Raw genomic sequence first — 19667 nt, forward strand, 5'->3', positions numbered from 1 at the left:
ATAATAGCTACCATTAAAAAAAGCGGGTCCTTTATGAGGGACCCGTTTTATTTGTTTCCTTTTAATAATCGTAAGCCATTCAAAATGACAAGAATCGTACTTCCTTCATGCCCAATAACACCGAATGGAAGAGCTAAAAATTGTAAGAAATTTGAACAAATTAGTAGTGCAATTACAGCTAGCGAAAAGATTACGTTTTGCTTCACAATACGGTTCATTCGTTTTGATAGACGGATCGCTTGAGAAAGTCGAGATAATTCGTTCTTCATCAGTACAACATCCGCAGTTTCTAAAGCTACGTCTGTTCCTTCTCCCATTGCTACACCAATGCTAGCAGTAGCGAGTGCTGGTGCATCATTTATACCGTCTCCGACCATTGCTACTGTACCGTATTTTTCTTTTAACTTTTTAATCGTTTCAACTTTTGTTTCTGGTAAACATGATGCGTAATATTCTTTTATATTACTTTCAGAGGCAATTGCCTTTGCTGTTTCCTCATTATCGCCAGTAATCATAATTGCTTCGACACCAATGATTTGTAATTCACGAATAGCAGCTATTGTTTCTTGGCGAAGCGTATCTTTTAAAGCGATAAGTCCAAGAATGCCTCCCTCATCACTAATATAAACGACAGTTTTACCTTCCTTTTCAAGTGAGGCAGAAATACCATTATGGAATGTTTTTGTTTCTTCACCGATAAAATCAGCTTTACCTATTTTATAAGCGTTGTTTTCGAATATTCCTTTTAGCCCAAAACCAGTTACATCTTCAACCTTTTCTGGTTTTTTTAATGTAATGTCGTACGCATGTTGTGCATATTTAACAATGGATTCAGCTAAAGGATGTGTAGAGTGACTTTCAATGGATGCTGTAATAGAAAGTACTTCTTTTTCTGTTATATTTTCTCGAACATATACATCTGTTACGGTAGGTTTCCCTTCTGTTAATGTTCCTGTTTTATCAAACGCGATTGCTTTCACCGAAGCAAGGCGTTCTAAATGTATTCCACCTTTAAAGAGAATTCCATTTCTTGCTCCGTTAGAAATTGCAGATAACGTTGCTGGTGTAATGGCAGCAACGAGTGCACAAGGAGATGCGACTACAAGTAAGATCATAGCGCGATAAAACGTTTCATTCCAGCTCCAGTCAATTAAGAAATGAGGAACGAACATCATAAGCGTAACAACGAGTAGTACACCTTTTACGTATGTTCCTTCAAACTTTTCGATGAATAGTTGTGATGGTGATTTTTCACTTTGTGCACTTTGGACGAGACGGATAATCTTTTGGAATAATGTTTGATCGCTTGGCTTCGTAATTTTAACTTCGATAGCACCACGTAAATTTACAGTACCTGCAAATACTTCATCGCCATGTCTTTTCTCATTTGGAATAGGTTCTCCCGTGATTGCTGCTTCATCGATATTTGTTTCACCGTTATGAATCGTACCGTCAGCAGGAACACGTTCACCAGGTTTAATTAAAATAATGTCGTTAATTTGTAACTCTCCAACAGGAACACGTTCCTCAGTTCCGTTGGAAATACGTAATGCTTCTTCAGGTTGTAAGTCAAGAAGAGCGGAAATTTCTTTTTGGCTTTTACTTAACGTATAAGATTCCATAGCACCGCTGAGCGCAAAGATAAAGATTAAGATAGCCCCTTCTGCCCAGTAGCCAATAATTGCAGCACCAATAGCTGCAAAGAGCATTAGCATTTCAACATTTAGCTCTTTTTCTTCAATCGTATCTTCAATGCCCTCTTTCGCTTTTGCATATCCACCAACTATATAAGCAAGGATATAGCAAGTAATACCTACATTCATTGCATCGTTCTTTGTGAATAGCCAGCCAGCTAAAATAAAAATACCAGATGCCACTGCAAATACAAGTTCATAATGCTTTTTTAATATGTCCCATAAAGAGGGATGAGGAATTGTTTCTTTTGCGTGTAACGTTTTTACTTCTGAGTTCATTACTACTCGCTCCTTCCGAATTCTTATTGAGAAAAATAATCAAAATCGAAACCCCTATAAAACGACGAAAGCTGCCATCCATAATGGATAGCAGCATTTCTGTTGAATCTGTTTTTAATAGTTATTATATTGTAATTATTCTATAGTATATCATATGTTTTTATCAGATGGTACGGTTTTGTTTCAAGTATAAACGGAAAACTTGTGTTTTCGCAATTCCTTTGGTATATATGAATATTGTTCATAAAAAGGTCGGAAAGGAAGACAACAAGTGAAGACAGAGAAATTTTTTACCCATCCGATTGGCGTATTTATTGCTGCAATAGTAGCAACTTTTTTATGGGGAAGCGCATTTCCTTTTATTAAATTAAGTTATGTTGAACTTGGAATTCAACCACAAGAAGTTGGAGAGCAAATATTATTTGCCGGTTATCGTTTCTTTTTATCTGGAGTCATGCTCTTATTATTCTTTAAAGTGTTAGGAAAAGATATGAGCTTCAAAAAAGGAACGGGGAAACAGTTAATACAAATTGGTTTATTCCAAACGTTTCTTCAATATATCTGTTTTTACATTGGAATGAGTTATAGTTCGGGAATTGAAGGAGCTATCATTTCAGGGACATCATCATTCTTTCAAATTTTACTCGCCCATTTTTTATATAAAGATGATGCTCTCAATATGAGAAAAATAATTGGGGTATCGATTGGTTTTTGTGGCGTCATTTTAGTAAATGTGCCGAGTGATGGTAGCTTATCATTTCATTTTGGAATCGGAAGCTTATTACTTCTTAGTGCAGCAATACTGTATTCATATGGAAACATATTAGCAAAAGAAGGTAGTAAAACATTAGATGTTGGCTATATGACAGCATACCAAATGATGTTTGGTTCTATAGGATTATTATGTATAGGGGCTTTACAAGTTGGAGTAATGCCATTTACATTTAGTCTACATGCACTACTTATGCTGATTTATTTATCTTTCTTATCTGCAGCTGGTTTTTGCATTTGGAATACAATTATGAAGTACAACAAGGTTGGAAAAGTATCTATGTATATGTTCTTTATACCCGTATTTGGTGTGTTATTATCGAGCATGATTTTAGGTGAAGCAATTCATTCATTTGTGCTACTCGGTTTAGCATGTGTAGCCGCGGGAATTATTGTGGTAAATCGGACACCAGCTAAGCAAAAAATGGAGCAAGAAAAACAAGTAGCATAGAGAGCAGAAAAGCGATTACAATGGAAGAACAGTGCTGTTCTTCTTTTTTTAGAAAAAGGATAATAGACTAAGTGTAACGAAAAAAGATACAAAAAGCATTTATTGAGGAGAACATATTATGAATCTACTTTACGTGGTGTTAATTGGGCAAATACTTCTTTTTTTTATTGGTGCAATTTATGCAATGGGGCAGACAAAAAGAACGAAAGCTAATATGCCGTTACCTTTAGCAATCCGTCTTATTCTTAGTTTTTCTTTAACAGGTAGTGCAATTTGGATATGGTTACAAGATCCATCTGTAGAGTATAGTACGTGGGTTGCACTTGGTATGACTTTATCGACTGTGGGAGATTTGTTTATGGCTGGGTTGATTCCAATTGGTCATCGATTAATTGGTGGGATGGTTACTTTCGCCCTTGCTCATTGTTTTTATGTAAAAGCATTTTTTCAAACAGGAATTTCATGGAATGGTTTTTGGATTGGCTTACTCGTATATGGGCTCTTTCTAATTGTAGGATGGTTCTTCTTTATCCGAAATGATAAACAGGATAAATTGTTTACGATAGGAGCTCTAATTTACGGATTGTGGGTTGGAGGAATGGCTTGCTTTGCATTTGCCTTATATTATGAAAATACAGGAATATGGTGGATACCAGCGTTTGGTGGTTTACTGTTTGTGATTTCTGATTTTATTATTGGCGTGACAGATATCGGAGGGCGTAAATTGAAGTATGAGCCACTTTGGATTTGGTTTACATATGTAGCTGCTCAAATGTGTATTGTATATGTGGGATTATAAAAAGATACTCTCAAAAATAGTGGATAGACTATTTTGAGAGTATCTTTTTTGCTTGTTAATTTGATTAGTATTTTTATTTTAAAATTTCTAATATTATAATTTTATAATTCAGAATTTTGTAGAAAATCATCGGTCGTATTATTTATAATAAAAATAAAAAGATGATGAGTTGGTGAAATGATGCAAAAGAAAAAACGTTGGCGTGAATTCTTTGGAACTATTGCAATTGCATGTTTATTGGTGTTTTTGGCGAAAATTTTTGTGTTTTTCCCTACGACTGTAAAAGGAGCATCTATGAGGCCAACGTTGCAAGATGGAGATAAGGTGATTGTTAATAAGCTAGCAAAACAATTTGAAAGCTATGGGAGAGAAGACATTATTGTTGTGAAAACAGATAATTTTTATGTCAAAAGAGTGATTGGATTGCCAGGAGATATTATTGAGATGAGAAATGATCAATTATATGTGAATACTGAAGTGAAAGATGAAGAGTATTTGGATAGTAATAAAAAACAAGCAGAAAAAAAACTTATGAATTTAACAGAGGACTTTGGACCGATTACAGTTCCTAAAAATAAGATTTTTGTTATGGGAGATAATCGCTTAATAAGTAAAGATAGTAGAAATGGTTTAGGTTTTATTGATAGAGAAGATGTGTTAGGAAAGTTAGCGGGTATTTATTATCCGTTTGAACATATGAAAATAATAAAGTAAAAAAACCAAGCAAATTTTAGTTTGCTTGGTTTTTCTGTTAAACAGTAGGAGATTCGTTAGATACAAAGATATCTTCATGTTTCTTTGTAGTACTTAAAACGAATTTATGTTGTAGCAATTGTAGTTTAAATAACGCCAAAGGATCATGATATGTTTCTGGATTGCTTCTTAGCGTTGCTAATGTTTGCTCGTCTTCCTTTATCTCAAGTTGAGCTGCATCTACATTTTGTTTCAATATGTTAAGTGGATCTTTGAAGAACATCATGATATCACGTTCTAATGCACCTTCAAATACTTCAAATTGAAGGAAGAATTGTTTGGAAATTGTGTGAGCAATTTCTGTATAGTCTTCTGTTTCAATATATTGTTTATATTTGTTGGCGAGCATAGATTGGTTTTTTTGCATATTACCAAATAATTTCCCAGCACTTTTTAAGAAAAACTGTGTCGGTGTAAAGCGTAATAAAATATTGATGTTCGTTACTGTAATTCGATTTGTCATTCGTGCAACATCTCGATTCCAATCATCTAATAATTTGAAATCGCAAGGAAGTTTCATACGTTCTTCTTTATATAATTTATTAAACGTTTCACTCATTTCATCTAAATAAGCTTGAGCTTGAATAAATTCATTATGTGCGGTTTCAATCCATTCTTGAATAGACCCAGTAAATTTAGGAAGAAGTACCTGTTGTACATGCTTTTGAACACGTTCATTCATTGCAGCATTTAATTCTTCATGAACTAGTTTGAAATCACTATCTTCTTGAACAAGATCAGAGCAGCTCTGTAATAATTCAGGAATTTGAGAATGTATATCTCGTGTAATTTCTTCTTTCGTTAAAAGATAGGATTCGGTAATAGAGCGAATTTTATCTTTTTCAAGAGCAGTAAGGTTATTAATAAATCCAGTAAGTTTCACTGAGATGTGTTTATTCCAGCGTACGGATTTTACTAATGTATTTTCTAATTCCACACGTTCATTTATGAGATAAGCAATTGTCTTTTGCGTAAACCATATTAGCTTTTCTATACGTTCTTTTTCTATATCGCGTTTTGCAAGATTAGAGAGAATAGATTCTGTTACATCTCCAAGTTGCTGACTACTCTCTTGCGAAGGAGAGTATGGGAAGAATTGTGCATCTGGAAAATGTACTTTAAGTTTACTAATTAGTTTTTCATTAGTAGTCGTATTATTTGTGTGTAATACGAAGTGAATTTGTAAGTTTGGTACTTGTTCACGTAAATAAATTAACGTATCAATTTCTTCACTATGCAATGGTGAAGAAGAATTTAATACGTAAACAAGGCTATCTGCTGCTTGTAAGTATTCAAAGTATGCATTGTTTTTATCCAATTGTCCTTGAATGGATGGTGTAATAAGAAATGTAAACTTATTTTTTCTTAAAAATCTACTTGGTAGCTTAATTTCTATACATTTTTTCTCAAGTTCTGACTGAGCAGATGTAGCCGTTATTTGATGGAATTCATCAAGGTTAGAGATATTACGGATATCTAACTCGGTAAATTCTGTTATTTCAGTTTGACTAGCGTCTTTAAATAGAATAGGAGTTGTTAAAGTTTCAGTTAAGATGTTCTCTCCTAATATTGAATTAACAAATGATGTTTTATCATGGTCACTAGTTCCAGCTATTAGTAGTGGTGTGACATTTAAATCACATAGTTCATGGACGAGTAGCGTAAATTGATGACTTAAATCTACATCATTTTTCTCAGCCCATACAGCGATTGTTTCGAATAAATGAGAAACTGTTTCCATATTTACATCTGCTTCAGCTGATGTATTAGAAAGTAAGGATCCGGCACTTTTTACGAGTAATGATTCTAAGGTTGTAGGTGAGACTTCATTCCATGCTAATACTGCTGCAGAGACAACTAGAGAATCTTTTGCTTTCGTTAAACTGAACCAATTTGTTAATAGATTTGGTACAAGTCCGTTTAATTCATGCATAAAATGATTTCCGGTAATTAATGCAAAGTATGTTTCTTGATAGCGAGTAGAAATTTCATTCCAATCGTCATTATTGTCTGTTTCAATATGCAAGAATAAATGATTAATACTTTGAATCCAAGGAAGATATAAGGATTCATGTTGGTAGCTATTCCAAAGAGCAATAACAAGTTCTTTAAATTGAGCTTGATCAACAGCATATAGAGCTTTTAAAGACTCATAGAAATATTCAGGCTTAATATTTTTAGTAAATCCTTTGTTTATGTAGTTTATTAATGTATCAAACCAGTGTAAAGATTGTGTTCGAATACCTTCTTGAACAGCTAGTTCGATAGCGTTGTTCCAATCTTCTTGTTTTTCATAGAAAGAACGTGCAATTGCAGTAATATTTGGGTAATCCGGTTGGAATGCAACAGCTTCACTAATCGTCTTAAAAGCAAGTCCTAAACGATCTTGTTCGATATAAAGAGAAAGAAGTTGTAAGGAAACCTCCATCGTAAGAGTTGTATCTTCTGTTTGAATGGATTGATAAATTTCTTCTGCCTTTGGTAAAAATCCTAGTTCAAAATAAGCATCTGCAATATTTTTTGTTGCCCAAAGTGCAAGAGCATTATTTACTTTTTCCCATTTAAATATAGCTGCTTCAAAATCTTTATTTTGATAATAAAATTCACCTTGAGCAAATCGAATATTAGAAATGTTGGAGAATTCATTTTTAGATTCATTTATATATGCTTCACCGAGTACTTCCGATGCAGGAGTAGAAGTTTCTTCTGTTAAAAATGTTTTATAGTAAACTTTTTGAATAAATTGATTTTCAATGGTCATGTTCGTTCCCCCCTGTATAATTTAGAAAAATGATGTCGTATGTAAAAGGGTGTATGTTCTTTTAATAGGTAGAAGTTGCATTATATAGACCAAACTATGTTTTTGCTAGATATATCATTTTTCTTGAGAGTTAAACCGTTGCGAAAAGTAACTTTCCTTTATTGTAACAAAAAAACACGCATATGAATTTTTATTTTTTATCGGGTTATTTGCGGGCAGTAAGAATCTAATCTCAAAATTGTTGAATGTAAGTAAGTTATGTGGGAGTCGGGATGTCTGTAGAAGCAAGATTGGCATAGGTTAATAATTAGTAGAGGATGAACAAAACTCCCACTGATTAAAGTTTCACTTTATCTCTGTTAAAGGAAAGAATAGAAGTAGAGTTCATTATAAAAACAATGTATAGTGAATATGTATACCATGTTTGCCTTAAAGATAGAAAGGGTACAATGTGGAATAACGATCGTGCATAGGATGTGTCTTCCGAATGGAACAACATATTGGCGAGTTAATCGCGCATTATGGCTATTTTGGAATTGTTATAGCTTTGGCTGGTGGTATTGTCGGATTACCGATACCAGACGAGTTTTTATTGACCTTTGTTGGTTATAATGTTTCAAAAGGAGTTATGTCAGGAACTGCTGCTTTTTTAAGTGGGATGGCTGGTGCGATGTTAGGGATCACGTTAAGCTACATATTAGGTTTAAAACTTGGTCTCCCTGTTTTAAAGAAATATGGGCCGAAAATTAGAATTAAAGAACATCACATTGAAAAAACACATATTTTATTTGAAAAATATGGGCCATTTCTTTTAATGATTGGTTATTTTATACCGGGAGTACGTCATTTAACGGCATATTTTGCTGGGGTATCAAATTTGACACTTTGGCGTTTTTGTTTGTACGCTTACGGTGGTGCGCTCATTTGGATAAGTGTTTTTATTGGGCTTGGCTGGAAGTTAGGCGAGAAGTGGCGCTTCGTTGAGTATAGTTTACATCATTATGGAATATGGATTTTATTAATTTCAGCAGTTGTTACATGTGTTGTATGGTTGTACATAAAGAAAAAGAAAAACCGCTAATAGCGGTTTTTTTAGCTGAAAGCAATAAATAATACACCAGCTGTAATAAAGACTACACCAACACCGGTCATAAAGTTTAACTTTTCACCGAGGATAATCATAGCGAGAATGATAGAAAATACGACGCTTAATTTATCGACAGGAGCTACTTGTGAAACCTTTCCTGTTTTGAGGGCAAGAAAATAAAATAGCCATGACGAAGCACCTGCAACCCCACTTAATGTGATAAATAGCAGTGCTTTTTTATTTAGCAGTACGTCGCCGATATTTTGAAATTTACCTTGTATGATAATAACGCCTATCATAAATAATGCCATAATAATAGATCGAATTGTTGTTGCAACGTTTGCATCGATGCCGTCTAAACCAAACTTTCCAAAAATAGATACAAGGGCAGCAGCAATTGCTGATAATAGTGCAAATAAGAGCCACGAACTCATAGTAAAATTCCTCCAATCTTACAGTATTATACATGAAAATGATTATCATGTATAAAGTTGAAGCAATTGAGCTTTATAGAAAGCGCGACTTCAACTTAACTTCTTGCTCCACCTGAATTTTAAGGTGGGAGTTTTACTGCCTGTAAATAGTGGGCTAAATAACGAAATAATCCCCACCTTATATTTTTAATAAGGTGGGGATTATTATACTACTCTGCAATTTCCTCATATAAAAAGTACGTTACATTATAAATATGTTCTACTTCATCGTCTGTCATAAACAATAATTCGTCACGCTCAATCCCTTTTTTCTTTTCAATAAACTCAATCATATTTTTGCGTTCTTCTCTCTTCATCAATTTTATTTCTCCTCTCAATCTGTTTTAATACAGTGTATTTAAGTTACTGCTATTATATAACAGAATCTTTGGAAAGTTCCACCTATTTTATTATTTTTTTTAAAAGAACTTTTCGACAAAACAAGCCCACCTAAGGGGGGGCTTGTTTTATTTTATAGTCGTAAAAACTCAGGCTCCGTCGTACCCGCACCATCAATGTAATAAATTGTGTCGGGATTGATTTTGATCAATACGTAATTAGGGTCTTCAGGACCGAGTAACCAACGTTTTAAGCTATTATTCCAAAACTTGTTTTTTAATGTTGAGTCTTCCTCGATTGAAGCTAACCCTTCAACTTCAATATAATCTTCATCTAATTTTTTTCCTTCTCGTCCCAGTAGTACATGGACATTAGGATTTTGTTCAATATCTGTTATCTTTTTTGATTGTCGATCTGTTGCAACATATAGTACAAAATCTTCATGGAAAAACATCATAAAGGCGCTATGAGGTTTCTCATTTCGTACTGTAGATAATACACCAGTACGTTGACCTTGAATAATAGTTGCGATTTTTTCTTTTAAGTGCATAATTTTAACCCCTTTTCACAATTTATAATTCTGTCTGTTTAAACAAGATAATTTAAATATCTTTCATACTGTTTTCTTCAATCCGATTTTTTAAACGTAATTGTGATGAAATCGGACAAGTTAGGAGAAGAATAATAATAATATTGAGGAGAAATACATACGATGGAAGGATGAAAAGCATGTTTAATAAAATATTTCTTATAGTAGCGCTTATAGGTGTACCACTATCTGTACTTGGAAAAACACTTCATTGGCCAGAAACAATTATGTTCGCTGTGTATTGTATTACGATTATCGCATTAGCTGGTTTTATGGGGAGAGCAACAGAGAGTCTAGCAATTGTTTCTGGTCCTAGAATAGGCGGATTATTAAATGCTACTTTCGGTAATGCTGTTGAACTTATCATTTCAATTTTTGCACTTCAAGCAGGGTTAATTGAAGTGGTGTTAGCTTCTTTAACCGGTTCTGTACTTGGAAATTTATTATTGGTAGGAGGGTTATCTTTCTTTGTTGGAGGTCTTAAATACAAAAGACAAAGTTTTAATGTATATGATGCAAGGCATAATTCAGCTTTATTAATATTTGCTGTTGTTGTGGCCTTTGTTATTCCAGAGATCTTTTCAATGAAGATGGACGCTGGCAAGACGTATCAATTAAGTATAGGTGTTTCTATTATTATGATTATCATGTACCTTGCTGCATTACTATTTAAGTTAGTTACGCACCGTGGTGTATATCAACATAAAAGTGACGAAGTAGCGCATGAAGAAGAGCCAGAGTGGTCAAAAGGGAAGGCGCTCCTTATTTTAGCGATAGCAACACTGGCAGTAGCTTATGTGTCAGAGGCACTCGTACATACTTTTGAAACTGTTGCAAAGTCATTTGGTTGGTCAGAGTTATTTATAGGGGTTATTATCGTTGCGATTGTTGGGAATGCAGCGGAACATGCGTCTGCAATTATTATGGCTTATAAAAATAAAGTAAATATTGCAGTCGAAATTGCAATAGGCTCTACATTACAAATCGCCATGTTTGTTGCTCCTGTATTAGTATTGCTATCTATGTTCTTCGCGCAAAGAATGCCTTTAGTATTTACCATACCAGAACTTGTGTCTATGATTACAGCCGTTTTCTTAACGATTGCAATTTCAAATGATGGAGATACAAACTGGTTTGAAGGTGGCACTTTACTAGCGGCGTATGTCATTATGGGAATTGGTTTTTATTTATTATGAAAAATAGGCATAACAATTGTGCTCAGAGAAAACAATAAACAAAGTAGTATATATACCTTTACATAGGAAGGAGCCAGACAGGTGAAACGAGTATACAGCATATGTCTTTCAACTATGGTCTCGTTTATTTTATTATTTCCTAACATGAGTTTTGCAAAGACAACAGTAGGAACAAAAATGCCTTCATCTGTTTTAAATATTTCAAAAGACAATACATTTCCAAATGATGCGCAAGATTTGCCACGTTTACAGCCAAGTAAGTTTGCTCAAGAACTATTGAAAACAGCTAATATTAAAATTGAAAATCCAGACTTAATTCGGATGTTTAATGAAACGACAATTTCAAATGCGCCGCTTGCAGTGGGGTATCGGGCAAAAATTTATTTAGGTCAATGGGCTTTACATTATGAATCAGTAGACACATCGATTAATTGGGAATATAAACAAGTGAATCGAAATGTGTATGATAATCGCGGAGGAGACCGTTTATATCCACTTCGCTATAAGCAAGAAACACAAAAGACGGTTGAAGGTGATTTAACAGCAGATATGAAAGATGCTGCAGATGTGAAAAAAATGATGCTTCTCAAAGCACTTGAAAAAGTACAATTACCCCTTTCGTTTAAAACAACTATTGGTTATGGTACTGGACATGAGCGTGTGTATAATATTAGTCCGAGTCAACTCGGATATTTATACGCTTATACACCAGCAGTAAATGAAAAGGGAAAAGTAACATTTGGAGAAGTCTATCTTGTATTAAAGGGAAATCAAAAAAGACTTGTTGTGAAAAATATTACCTCTCAAGGAATTGGAGCGGCGATTCCAATTCATGATCATTTATTTTTTAAATTCATTTCTTCTTCTCACTCGCAATAACATGAAAAAACGTCAGCTTATAAGCTGACGTTTTTTATAATGTAATGTTTGCTGTTTTTGATAAGAAATCTTCTGTCGGATAGTAGCTGTTTTTTACAAGAACATTTGGTCCAAGACATTTTACTGCAGGACAGTGACAGCTTAATGATTTTGCTGTTTTTGAAGCACTCCATTTGTCGTATGCTTCTTGTAATGTGTTTGTTTGTATGTTTCCTAGAAGTGGAACATCACCAAAGTCCGTCACAATAATATTTCCATCGAAAATATTTACATTTAAACGAGAACGGCCATCTGGATCATTACGAACAGTGACATTTTTGCTCTCTTGTAATTTTTTAAATGTGGCAATGTCTCGCTCGTCATCGCTACAAGCATAGAAAGGTAAAGTTCCAAATAACATCCATACATTTTCATCGCGAATTTCTAGTAAATGCTCAATCGCATTACGAATTTCAGCTTTTGTTAAAATCTCTAGATTACTCGCGAAGTCACTTGGATACATTGGGTGAACTTCATGACGTTTACAGCCCATCTCTTCGACGATTTGGCGGTGAATATGTTCAATATGTGGTAGAGTTCTTTTGTTTAACATTGTTTCGGCCGATACAAGTACACCTGCATCTGATAGAGCCTTACTATTTGTAATCATTCTTTCGAATAATTTTGCACGTTGTTCGTAAGTAGGTTTACGCTCCATCATTGCAAATCCGCCTTCAACGAAGTCATCAATTGTTCCCCAGTTATGAGAGATATGCAACACGTCTAAATAAGGAATAATTTGTTCGTAACGTGCTAAATCTATAGTTAAGTTAGAGTTGATTTGAGTGCGAACGCCTCGTTCATGGGCGTATTTTAAGAGTGGTGTTACATAGTTGTCGACGGATTTTTTTGAAAGCATAGGTTCTCCGCCAGTAATACTTAAAGAACGTAAATGAGGAATCTCATCTAATCGTTTTAATAAAAGATCCATCGGAAGCGGATTTGGGTCTTTCGGCTGTAACGTGTAACCAACAGCGCAATGCTCACAGCGCATATTGCATAACGTCGTCGTTGTAAATTCAACATTTGTTAATAGTAGTTTGCCGTACTCTTCAAGGTCCATATACGCTTCCCATGGATCGTAAGAAGGAGTAATCGGCTTCATTTTTTGTGATATCGTCATATGAAATACTCCTTTGACTATTGAAATAACAATTTGTCCATTCTCTATAATAGAAGAATATGTGCTTTTTATAAAGTGAAACTTTTTAGCGTGAAAAGAGAGAGGGCTTACATTATAGTGGATGACTGTGACAAAATTGATGAAATTTCATGCCCATAGCAATCATTTTTGCGGTATAATAAAAGCAACTCGAATTAAAAGGAGAGTGCCTTCATGGGAAAAGCAATTCAAGATAAAGATACACAATTAGTATATTTAAAAGAGCGTTTAAATATGTTCATTGAAGTAATTGATACAATTGAACCTGAAGAAGTAGAATTAGAAGATGTAGATCGTCTTCTTGCAATGTTAGATGAATTAGAATTAAAATGTGAGCAATTTAAAAAAGACGAATAATATATTAAAAAGGCTGCCAATTCCAATTTGGTAGCCTTTTTCTGTGCGGATAATAGAAGGACGATAGAAAAAGAGGTATAATCAAGTTGTGAAAAATTTCATTTATGCTTTAATAGCGTGAAACAAATAAAAAGCTAAAGAGCATAAAAATGAAATTTTCAGCTCATAACGTTTTGGTAGCGTTCACAATTGAGGGGGAAGTAACAATGGAAAAGCTTCAAGAAAGCATGTATCAACTAATTGTTGAAACGTCAACGAACTTACCGAAAGATGTTCGTCGTGCGATTCAACAAGCGAAAGAGCGAGAAAATGCAGGGACTCGTTCTGCGATGGCACTTGGCACAATTACAAATAATATTAAAATGGCTGATGATAACATCTCACCGATTTGCCAAGATACAGGGATGCCAACGTTTAAAATTTATACACCAGTTGGTGTGAATCAATTAAAGTTGAAGGAAGCTATCTATAATGCGCTTGAGCGGGCGACAAAAGATGGTAAACTTCGTCCAAATTCTGTTGATTCTCTTTTTGGAGACAATAGTGGAAATAATTTAGGACCAGGTACACCGGTTATTAAGTTTGAACAATGGGAAAAAGATTATATTGATGCACGTTTAATCCTAAAAGGTGGTGGCTGTGAGAATAAAAATATTCAATATAGCTTACCGTGTGAACTAGAAGGACTTGGACGAGCTGGCCGTGATTTAGAAGGGATTCGTAAATGCCTTCTTCATGCAGTATACCAAGCACAAGGTCAAGGATGTAGTGCTGGTGTAATTGGTGTTGGTATCGGGGGAGACCGCACATCAGGTTATGAATTAGCAAAAAATCAATTATTCCGTACATTAGATGATGTCAATCCAGTACCAGAGTTACAACAACTTGAAGAGTACGTATTAGAAAATGCGAATAAGCTTGGCATTGGTACGATGGGATTTGGTGGAGAAACAACTTTACTTGGTTGTAAAATTGGCGTCTATAATCGTTTGCCAGCTAGTTTCTACGTATCTGTGGCGTATAATTGCTGGGCATATCGCCGCCTTGGTGTAACAATCCACCCTGAAACAGGTGAAATTATGGATTGGTTATATCAAGAAGGTGAAGATACACTTCAGCATGAAGCACAAGAAAAAACAGAGCAACGTGAGATCGTATTACAAGCGCCAATTACAGAAGAGCAAATTCGTGAACTTCGCGTTGGTGATGTTGTAACAATTAATGGCATGATGTATACAGGTCGTGACGCAATCCATAAGCATTTAATGGATAATGATTGTCCAGTAGATTTAAATGGACAAATTATTTACCACTGTGGTCCAGTTGTTGTGAAAGATGACAATGACAATTGGCAAATTAAAGCGGCAGGTCCAACGACAAGTATTCGTGAAGAACCGTACCAAGGCGATATTATGAAGAAATTTGGTATTCGCGCTGTTATTGGAAAAGGCGGTATGGGTGCGAAAACATTAGCGGCTTTAGAAGAACACGGCGGCGTGTACTTAAACGCAATTGGCGGTGCGGCGCAATATTATGCTGAATGTATTAAAGAAGTGAAAGATGTTGATTTCTTACAATTTGGTATTCCAGAAGCAATGTGGCATTTACGCATTGAAGGTTTTAAAGCAGTTGTAACGATGGACTCTCATGGTAATAGTTTACATGCAGATGTCGATAAAACATCACTTGAAAAATTAGCTAGCTTTAAAGAGCCGGTATTTAAATAAACAAAAATGCATCTCGAATCTTTCGAGATGCATTTTTTGGTATATATAGAAAAACATGCACAGCATGAAAGTAAGTAAGGAAACAGAAACTACAGGTACGATTATATATGGAAAGGAGACTATTTATGAAATATAAATGGTTATATATCGGTCTCATTTTTTCAATTATGATGGCACTTGTTCCAGTTTCAACATTGGCTTATACAAATACTCCACATAACTGGGGAATCCCGCGTCCTAAAAATGAAACAGTACCAGATGCAGGAAAGTTATATACAGATTTACTTCAAAAAAATGGCGGGTTTTATTTAGGAGATACGAAGAAAAAAGATATTTATTTAACATTTGATAATGGATATGAGAATGGATACACAGGGAAAATCTTAGATGTATTAAAAGAGAAAAAAGTACCAGCAACTTTCTTTGTAACGGGGCATTACATTAAAACACAAAAAGATTTATTGTTAAGAATGAAGGATGAAGGACACATTATTGGAAATCATTCTTGGAGTCATCCTGATTTTACAGCGGTAAATGATGAGAAACTTCGTGAAGAATTAACGAGTGTAACGGAAGAAATTAAAAAAGTAACTGGGCAAAAAGAAGTGAAATATGTACGTCCTCCGCGCGGCGTATTTAGTGAAAGAACGTTAGCTCTTACGAAAGAAATGGGCTACTATAATGTATTTTGGTCACTTGCATTTTTGGATTGGAAAGTGGATCAGCAAAGAGGATGGCAATATGCGCATAATAATGTTATGACGATGATTCACCCAGGATCTATTTTATTACTTCATGCAATATCAAAAGATAATGCAGAAGCACTTGCGAAAATCATTGATGATTTGCGCGAGAAAGGGTATCATTTTAAAAGTCTAGATGACTTAGTAAAAAGCAATCAACCGTAAGCGTGTATGCTTACGGTTTTCTCATGCTATAATGATGTGTAAAAAGGATGGGGAAACGTATGTGGAGCGAACATGTTACGTTAGAGTATCCGTATCATTTTGAAGAAGTATTAAAACGTTTATCTTTTGATCCTCTTAACGTCATTCAATTAGATGAGAAAGTCATTTATATCCCGCTTTGTATAGACGAGGAACAGGTTATTGTTCGCTTACAAGGGATTGGTACTGTACAAAATCCACAGTTTTGGATTTCTAGTCAGACAGGAAATCCGGAGAAAGTCATGAAACGAATGAGGACCATTTTTCATTGGAATGAACCGTTTCAAGATATACAAAATCATTTTTTAAACACATCATTACGTCCACTATTTGAAACATATGCTTATACTCCAATTATTTTAGAATTTGATTATTTTGCTTGTCTTCTTCGCTGTATCATTCACCAACAAATAAATTTGAAATTTGCTACTGTGTTAACAGAACAATTTGTGAAACGGTATGGAACAGAGAAGAACGGTGTATTCTTTTTCCCCACTCCGGAAATAGTAGCAAATATTTCAATAGAAGAATTGAGAGAGCAGAAGTTTAGTCAGCGAAAGGCTGAATATATAGTAGGATTAGGTCGAAGTATTGTCAGTGGTACATTAAATTTAGCGAGTATAGAAACCGGGACGGAAGAAGAGGTTGGGGCACAATTGTTGCCAATTAGGGGAATTGGTGCATGGACAGTGCAAAACTTTTTAATGTTTGGGCTTGGACGGAAAAATATGTTCCCGAAAGCGGATATTGGGATTCAGCGTGCGGTGCAAGGTATATTTCAATTAGATGATAAACCTGATGATGCATTTTTAGAAAAAGTGAAACAAGAGTGTGAACCATACTGCAGTTATGCAGCGTTATATTTATGGAAAAGTATAGAGTAGAGGTGTAATAATGATACAAAAGCAACATGAGAGTAAGTTGGAAGTTGGTCAAACGTTTCCTGTGACAATTAAACGTCTTGGGATTAACGGAGAAGGCGTTGGTTATTTTAAGAGACAAGTTGTTTTCATTCCAGGGGCATTACCAGGAGAAGAAGTTGTTGCAGAAACAACGAAAATTCAGCGTGGCTTCGCTGAAGCGAAAGTGAAAAAAGTTCGTAAAGCTTCACCGCATCGTGTGAAAGCACCGTGTCCAGTGTATGAGGAGTGTGGCGGTTGTCAGCTGCAACATTTAGATTATAAAGAACAATTGAATCAAAAGCGTGATATCGTTGTACAAGCATTTGAGAAGTACATGAAAAACAGCATGGAAGAGAAAATTCGTCCAACGCTTGGCATGGAAAATCCATGGCATTATCGTAATAAGAGTCAATTACAAGTGGGGCGTAAAGACGAAAAAGTTATTACAGGGCTATATAAACAAAACTCACATCAGTTAATTGATATCGCTCACTGTATGATTCAACATAAAGCAACAAATGAAGCGACAAAAGTTGTAAGACGTATATTAGAAAAGTTAAATGTTTCTATTTACAATGAGAAAAAACAAAAAGGTTTAGTACGCACAATTGTAACACGTACTGCAGTTCAAACAGGGGAAGTACAAGTTACACTTATTACAACAAAAGAAGAATTACCAAATAAAGAACAATTTATTGCAGAAGTACAAAAACAGATGCCAGCGGTTAAATCAATTATGCAAAATGTAAACTGGCGTAAAACATCTGTTATTTTTGGCGACAAAACATTTAAATTAGCTGGAAAAGAAGTAATTCAAGAAACACTTGGTGATTTATCATTCGAATTATCAGCACGTGCATTCTTCCAGTTGAATCCAGAACAAACTGTTGTTTTATATGATGAAGCGAAAAAAGCAGCTGCGTTAACAGGAAACGAGAAGATTGTGGATGCGTACTGTGGTGTTGGTACAATCGGTCTTTGGCTTGCGAACGATGCAGCGGAAGTACGTGGTATGGATGTAATTCCAGAAGCGATTGCAGATGCAAGGAAAAATGCGAAGCGTCACGGATTTACAAATACGAAATATGAAGCAGGTAAAGCTGAACAATGGTTACCGAAATGGGTAAAAGAAGGATGGCGTCCAGATGTAATTGTTGTCGATCCACCTCGTACAGGTTGCGATGATAAATTACTGGAAACAATTTTAAAAGTGAAACCAAAACAAGTTGTTTACGTATCATGTAATCCTTCTTCATTAGCACGTGATGTACAAGCATTAATGAAGAGTTATGAAGTGGAATATGTACAACCAGTTGATATGTTCCCACATACAGCCCATGTAGAAAATGTAGTGAAGCTTGTTAGAAAGTAAAGTGTATTCATATTCCCTCACGATATGAGGGAATATTTTCTATGAAGGAGAGTAAAATGAATAATTATAAATTAACGATTCAGTACGATGGTGCACGTTTTAAGGGATGGCAACGTCTCGGTAATAACGATAATACAATTCAAGGAAAAATCGAAAGTGTCATATCTGAAATGGTCGGAAAAGAAATTGAAATTATCGGTTGTAGTAGAACAGACGCGGGTGTACATGCTTTGAATCAAGTTGCTAACTTTCAAAGTGATGAGAAGTTAGTGGAACATAAAGTGAAAAAATATTTAAATCAATATTTACCCAATGATATTAGCATTACGAGTGTAGAAGAAGTACAAGATCGTTTCCATGCTCGTTACAATTCTAAAGCAAAAACATATCTTTATAAAATTTGGAATGAAGAGCATACAAATCCATTTATGCGTAAATACAGCATGCATGTGAATAAAAAATTAAATGTGAAAAGCATGAAAGAAGCTGCGAAACATTTAGTTGGTTCACATGACTTTACTGCTTTTTCAAATGCGAAATCAAAGAAAAAGTCTATGGTTCGAGAAGTATATACACTTGAAGTGATGGAAGAAGCAGGATTTGTACAAATTAGAGTAAGTGGTAACGGATTCCTTCATAACATGGTACGAAAAATTGTTGGAGCATTAATTGAAGTTGGATTAGGACAATTAGATGCGGACGCAATCCCAAATATTTTAGAGGAAAAACAACGTAATCAAATTAATTGTCTTGCTGAGGCGAGTGGGTTGTATTTAGAGAATGTTGAGTTTTAATGGCAAATAAAAAAATCGGGCTAAGTAGCTCGATTTTTTTAGTATTACGAAGATTTCTCGTTTTTTATACGTAGCTTCAAATTCCAAAAAGCAGCAAGCATAATAGCTGCAAAGGAGCCAAAAATTGTTCCTAATAGCTTTGCATAAGGAGAGCTGCTTACATCGGCATTAATGAATAACATCATACAGAGCATGGCAGGGAAAAAGTATAAGTATTGTAATAACTTTAATTTTTTATCATTACTCATATATATAGCCCCTTTCTAGCATGTTATATGTTTATTATAACATATTTT

19 protein-coding genes are annotated in these 19667 nt (G+C 34.8%); 12 read left to right on the forward strand and 7 right to left on the reverse strand.

Features of this window, described 5'->3' with window-relative positions; translation table 11 throughout:
* Positions 1-47: 47 nt before the first annotated feature.
* Complete coding sequence (locus JFU02_RS21745; protein WP_001083745.1) at positions 48-1973, reverse strand: heavy metal translocating P-type ATPase; 1926 nt, start codon at positions 1971-1973, stop codon at positions 48-50.
* Positions 1974-2244: 271 nt separating this feature from the next.
* Here JFU02_RS21745 and JFU02_RS21750 point away from each other — a divergent pair, with 271 nt between their 5' ends.
* From JFU02_RS21750 to lepB, 3 genes are all read left to right on the forward strand, one after another.
* Positions 2245-3195, forward strand: a complete 951-nt coding sequence (locus tag JFU02_RS21750) for a DMT family transporter (protein WP_000845705.1) — start codon at positions 2245-2247, stop codon at positions 3193-3195.
* Positions 3196-3313: 118 nt separating this feature from the next.
* A complete protein-coding gene (locus tag JFU02_RS21755) occupies positions 3314-3994 on the forward strand; it encodes a lysoplasmalogenase (RefSeq protein ID WP_001051076.1) in 681 nt (226 codons plus the stop codon).
* Positions 3995-4171: 177 nt separating this feature from the next.
* Positions 4172-4708 carry a signal peptidase I gene (gene lepB, locus JFU02_RS21760; protein WP_003306234.1) on the forward strand — a complete coding sequence of 179 codons (537 nt, stop codon included), beginning with the start codon at positions 4172-4174 and terminating at the stop codon, positions 4706-4708.
* A 37-nt stretch (positions 4709-4745) separates the two neighbouring features.
* Here lepB and JFU02_RS21765 read toward each other — a convergent pair whose 3' ends face one another.
* Positions 4746-7508 (reverse strand): tetratricopeptide repeat protein, encoded by a 2763-nt coding sequence (locus JFU02_RS21765; protein WP_000151412.1) that lies wholly within the window; start codon positions 7506-7508, stop codon positions 4746-4748.
* 487 nt (positions 7509-7995) lie between these two features.
* Here JFU02_RS21765 and JFU02_RS21770 point away from each other — a divergent pair, with 487 nt between their 5' ends.
* Positions 7996-8589 carry a DedA family protein gene (locus tag JFU02_RS21770; RefSeq protein ID WP_000434878.1) on the forward strand — a complete coding sequence of 198 codons (594 nt, stop codon included), beginning with the start codon at positions 7996-7998 and terminating at the stop codon, positions 8587-8589.
* A gap of 11 nt (positions 8590-8600) precedes the next feature.
* On the opposite strand, the gene JFU02_RS21775 is transcribed toward JFU02_RS21770, so the two are convergent.
* The 3 genes from JFU02_RS21775 to JFU02_RS21785 form a co-directional block, all read right to left on the reverse strand.
* A complete protein-coding gene (locus JFU02_RS21775; RefSeq protein ID WP_000100296.1) occupies positions 8601-9029 on the reverse strand; it encodes an EamA family transporter in 429 nt (142 codons plus the stop codon).
* Positions 9030-9238: 209 nt separating this feature from the next.
* Positions 9239-9385 carry a BH0509 family protein gene (locus JFU02_RS21780; RefSeq protein ID WP_000817786.1) on the reverse strand — a complete coding sequence of 49 codons (147 nt, stop codon included), beginning with the start codon at positions 9383-9385 and terminating at the stop codon, positions 9239-9241.
* A gap of 155 nt (positions 9386-9540) precedes the next feature.
* Positions 9541-9957, reverse strand: a complete 417-nt coding sequence (locus JFU02_RS21785; RefSeq protein ID WP_000550220.1) for a pyridoxamine 5'-phosphate oxidase family protein — start codon at positions 9955-9957, stop codon at positions 9541-9543.
* Between the two features lie 179 nt (positions 9958-10136).
* Between JFU02_RS21785 and cax the strand changes: the two genes are divergently transcribed.
* The gene (gene cax, locus JFU02_RS21790) at positions 10137-11192 is read left to right on the forward strand and encodes a calcium/proton exchanger (RefSeq protein WP_000482133.1); all 1056 of its coding nucleotides are present in this window, start codon (positions 10137-10139) and stop codon (positions 11190-11192) included.
* A gap of 81 nt (positions 11193-11273) precedes the next feature.
* Positions 11274-12071 (forward strand): YfkD famly protein, encoded by a 798-nt coding sequence (locus JFU02_RS21795; RefSeq protein WP_002083605.1) that lies wholly within the window; start codon positions 11274-11276, stop codon positions 12069-12071.
* Between the two features lie 34 nt (positions 12072-12105).
* Here JFU02_RS21795 and yfkAB read toward each other — a convergent pair whose 3' ends face one another.
* Positions 12106-13233 carry a radical SAM/CxCxxxxC motif protein YfkAB gene (gene yfkAB / locus JFU02_RS21800; RefSeq protein ID WP_000156025.1) on the reverse strand — a complete coding sequence of 376 codons (1128 nt, stop codon included), beginning with the start codon at positions 13231-13233 and terminating at the stop codon, positions 12106-12108.
* Between the two features lie 213 nt (positions 13234-13446).
* Between yfkAB and JFU02_RS21805 the strand changes: the two genes are divergently transcribed.
* From JFU02_RS21805 to truA, 6 genes are all read left to right on the forward strand, one after another.
* Positions 13447-13629: an SE1561 family protein gene (locus tag JFU02_RS21805; protein ID WP_000513558.1), complete on the forward strand. Its 183-nt coding sequence runs from the start codon at positions 13447-13449 to the stop codon at positions 13627-13629.
* Positions 13630-13835: 206 nt separating this feature from the next.
* The gene (gene fumA / locus JFU02_RS21810) at positions 13836-15356 is read left to right on the forward strand and encodes a class I fumarate hydratase (protein WP_000413526.1); all 1521 of its coding nucleotides are present in this window, start codon (positions 13836-13838) and stop codon (positions 15354-15356) included.
* Positions 15357-15481: 125 nt separating this feature from the next.
* Complete coding sequence (gene pdaA, locus JFU02_RS21815) at positions 15482-16264, forward strand: delta-lactam-biosynthetic de-N-acetylase (RefSeq protein WP_000875970.1); 783 nt, start codon at positions 15482-15484, stop codon at positions 16262-16264.
* 59 nt (positions 16265-16323) lie between these two features.
* Positions 16324-17187 (forward strand): DNA-3-methyladenine glycosylase family protein, encoded by an 864-nt coding sequence (locus tag JFU02_RS21820; RefSeq protein ID WP_000269417.1) that lies wholly within the window; start codon positions 16324-16326, stop codon positions 17185-17187.
* Positions 17188-17197: 10 nt separating this feature from the next.
* Positions 17198-18577 carry a 23S rRNA (uracil(1939)-C(5))-methyltransferase RlmD gene (gene rlmD, locus JFU02_RS21825; protein ID WP_000615197.1) on the forward strand — a complete coding sequence of 460 codons (1380 nt, stop codon included), beginning with the start codon at positions 17198-17200 and terminating at the stop codon, positions 18575-18577.
* 56 nt (positions 18578-18633) lie between these two features.
* The gene (gene truA / locus JFU02_RS21830; RefSeq protein WP_001067311.1) at positions 18634-19371 is read left to right on the forward strand and encodes a tRNA pseudouridine(38-40) synthase TruA; all 738 of its coding nucleotides are present in this window, start codon (positions 18634-18636) and stop codon (positions 19369-19371) included.
* A gap of 44 nt (positions 19372-19415) precedes the next feature.
* On the opposite strand, the gene JFU02_RS21835 is transcribed toward truA, so the two are convergent.
* Positions 19416-19619: a hypothetical protein gene (locus tag JFU02_RS21835; protein WP_000063861.1), complete on the reverse strand. Its 204-nt coding sequence runs from the start codon at positions 19617-19619 to the stop codon at positions 19416-19418.
* Between the last annotated feature and the right edge of the window lie 48 nt (positions 19620-19667).

Source organism: Bacillus sp. TH13, assembly GCF_016651175.1.
Taxonomy (GTDB): domain Bacteria; phylum Bacillota; class Bacilli; order Bacillales; family Bacillaceae_G; genus Bacillus_A; species Bacillus_A thuringiensis_S.

Bases quoted from the DNA above. Each gene is read 5' to 3' on its own strand.
- JFU02_RS21745 (WP_001083745.1), bottom strand. From the start codon at position 1,973: ATGAACTCAGAAGTAAAAACGTTACACGCAAAAGAAACAATTCCTCAT.
- JFU02_RS21755 (WP_001051076.1), top strand. From the start codon at position 3,314: ATGAATCTACTTTACGTGGTGTTAATTGGGCAAATACTTCTTTTTTTT.
- lepB (WP_003306234.1), top strand. From the start codon at position 4,172: ATGATGCAAAAGAAAAAACGTTGGCGTGAATTCTTTGGAACTATTGCA.
- JFU02_RS21765 (WP_000151412.1), bottom strand. From the start codon at position 7,508: ATGACCATTGAAAATCAATTTATTCAAAAAGTTTACTATAAAACATTT.
- JFU02_RS21770 (WP_000434878.1), top strand. From the start codon at position 7,996: ATGGAACAACATATTGGCGAGTTAATCGCGCATTATGGCTATTTTGGA.
- JFU02_RS21775 (WP_000100296.1), bottom strand. From the start codon at position 9,029: ATGAGTTCGTGGCTCTTATTTGCACTATTATCAGCAATTGCTGCTGCC.
- JFU02_RS21780 (WP_000817786.1), bottom strand. From the start codon at position 9,385: ATGAAGAGAGAAGAACGCAAAAATATGATTGAGTTTATTGAAAAGAAA.
- JFU02_RS21785 (WP_000550220.1), bottom strand. From the start codon at position 9,957: ATGCACTTAAAAGAAAAAATCGCAACTATTATTCAAGGTCAACGTACT.
- cax (WP_000482133.1), top strand. From the start codon at position 10,137: ATGTTTAATAAAATATTTCTTATAGTAGCGCTTATAGGTGTACCACTA.
- yfkAB (WP_000156025.1), bottom strand. From the start codon at position 13,233: ATGACGATATCACAAAAAATGAAGCCGATTACTCCTTCTTACGATCCA.
- JFU02_RS21805 (WP_000513558.1), top strand. From the start codon at position 13,447: ATGGGAAAAGCAATTCAAGATAAAGATACACAATTAGTATATTTAAAA.
- fumA (WP_000413526.1), top strand. From the start codon at position 13,836: ATGGAAAAGCTTCAAGAAAGCATGTATCAACTAATTGTTGAAACGTCA.
- pdaA (WP_000875970.1), top strand. From the start codon at position 15,482: ATGAAATATAAATGGTTATATATCGGTCTCATTTTTTCAATTATGATG.
- JFU02_RS21820 (WP_000269417.1), top strand. From the start codon at position 16,324: ATGTGGAGCGAACATGTTACGTTAGAGTATCCGTATCATTTTGAAGAA.
- rlmD (WP_000615197.1), top strand. From the start codon at position 17,198: ATGATACAAAAGCAACATGAGAGTAAGTTGGAAGTTGGTCAAACGTTT.
- truA (WP_001067311.1), top strand. From the start codon at position 18,634: ATGAATAATTATAAATTAACGATTCAGTACGATGGTGCACGTTTTAAG.
- JFU02_RS21835 (WP_000063861.1), bottom strand. From the start codon at position 19,619: ATGAGTAATGATAAAAAATTAAAGTTATTACAATACTTATACTTTTTC.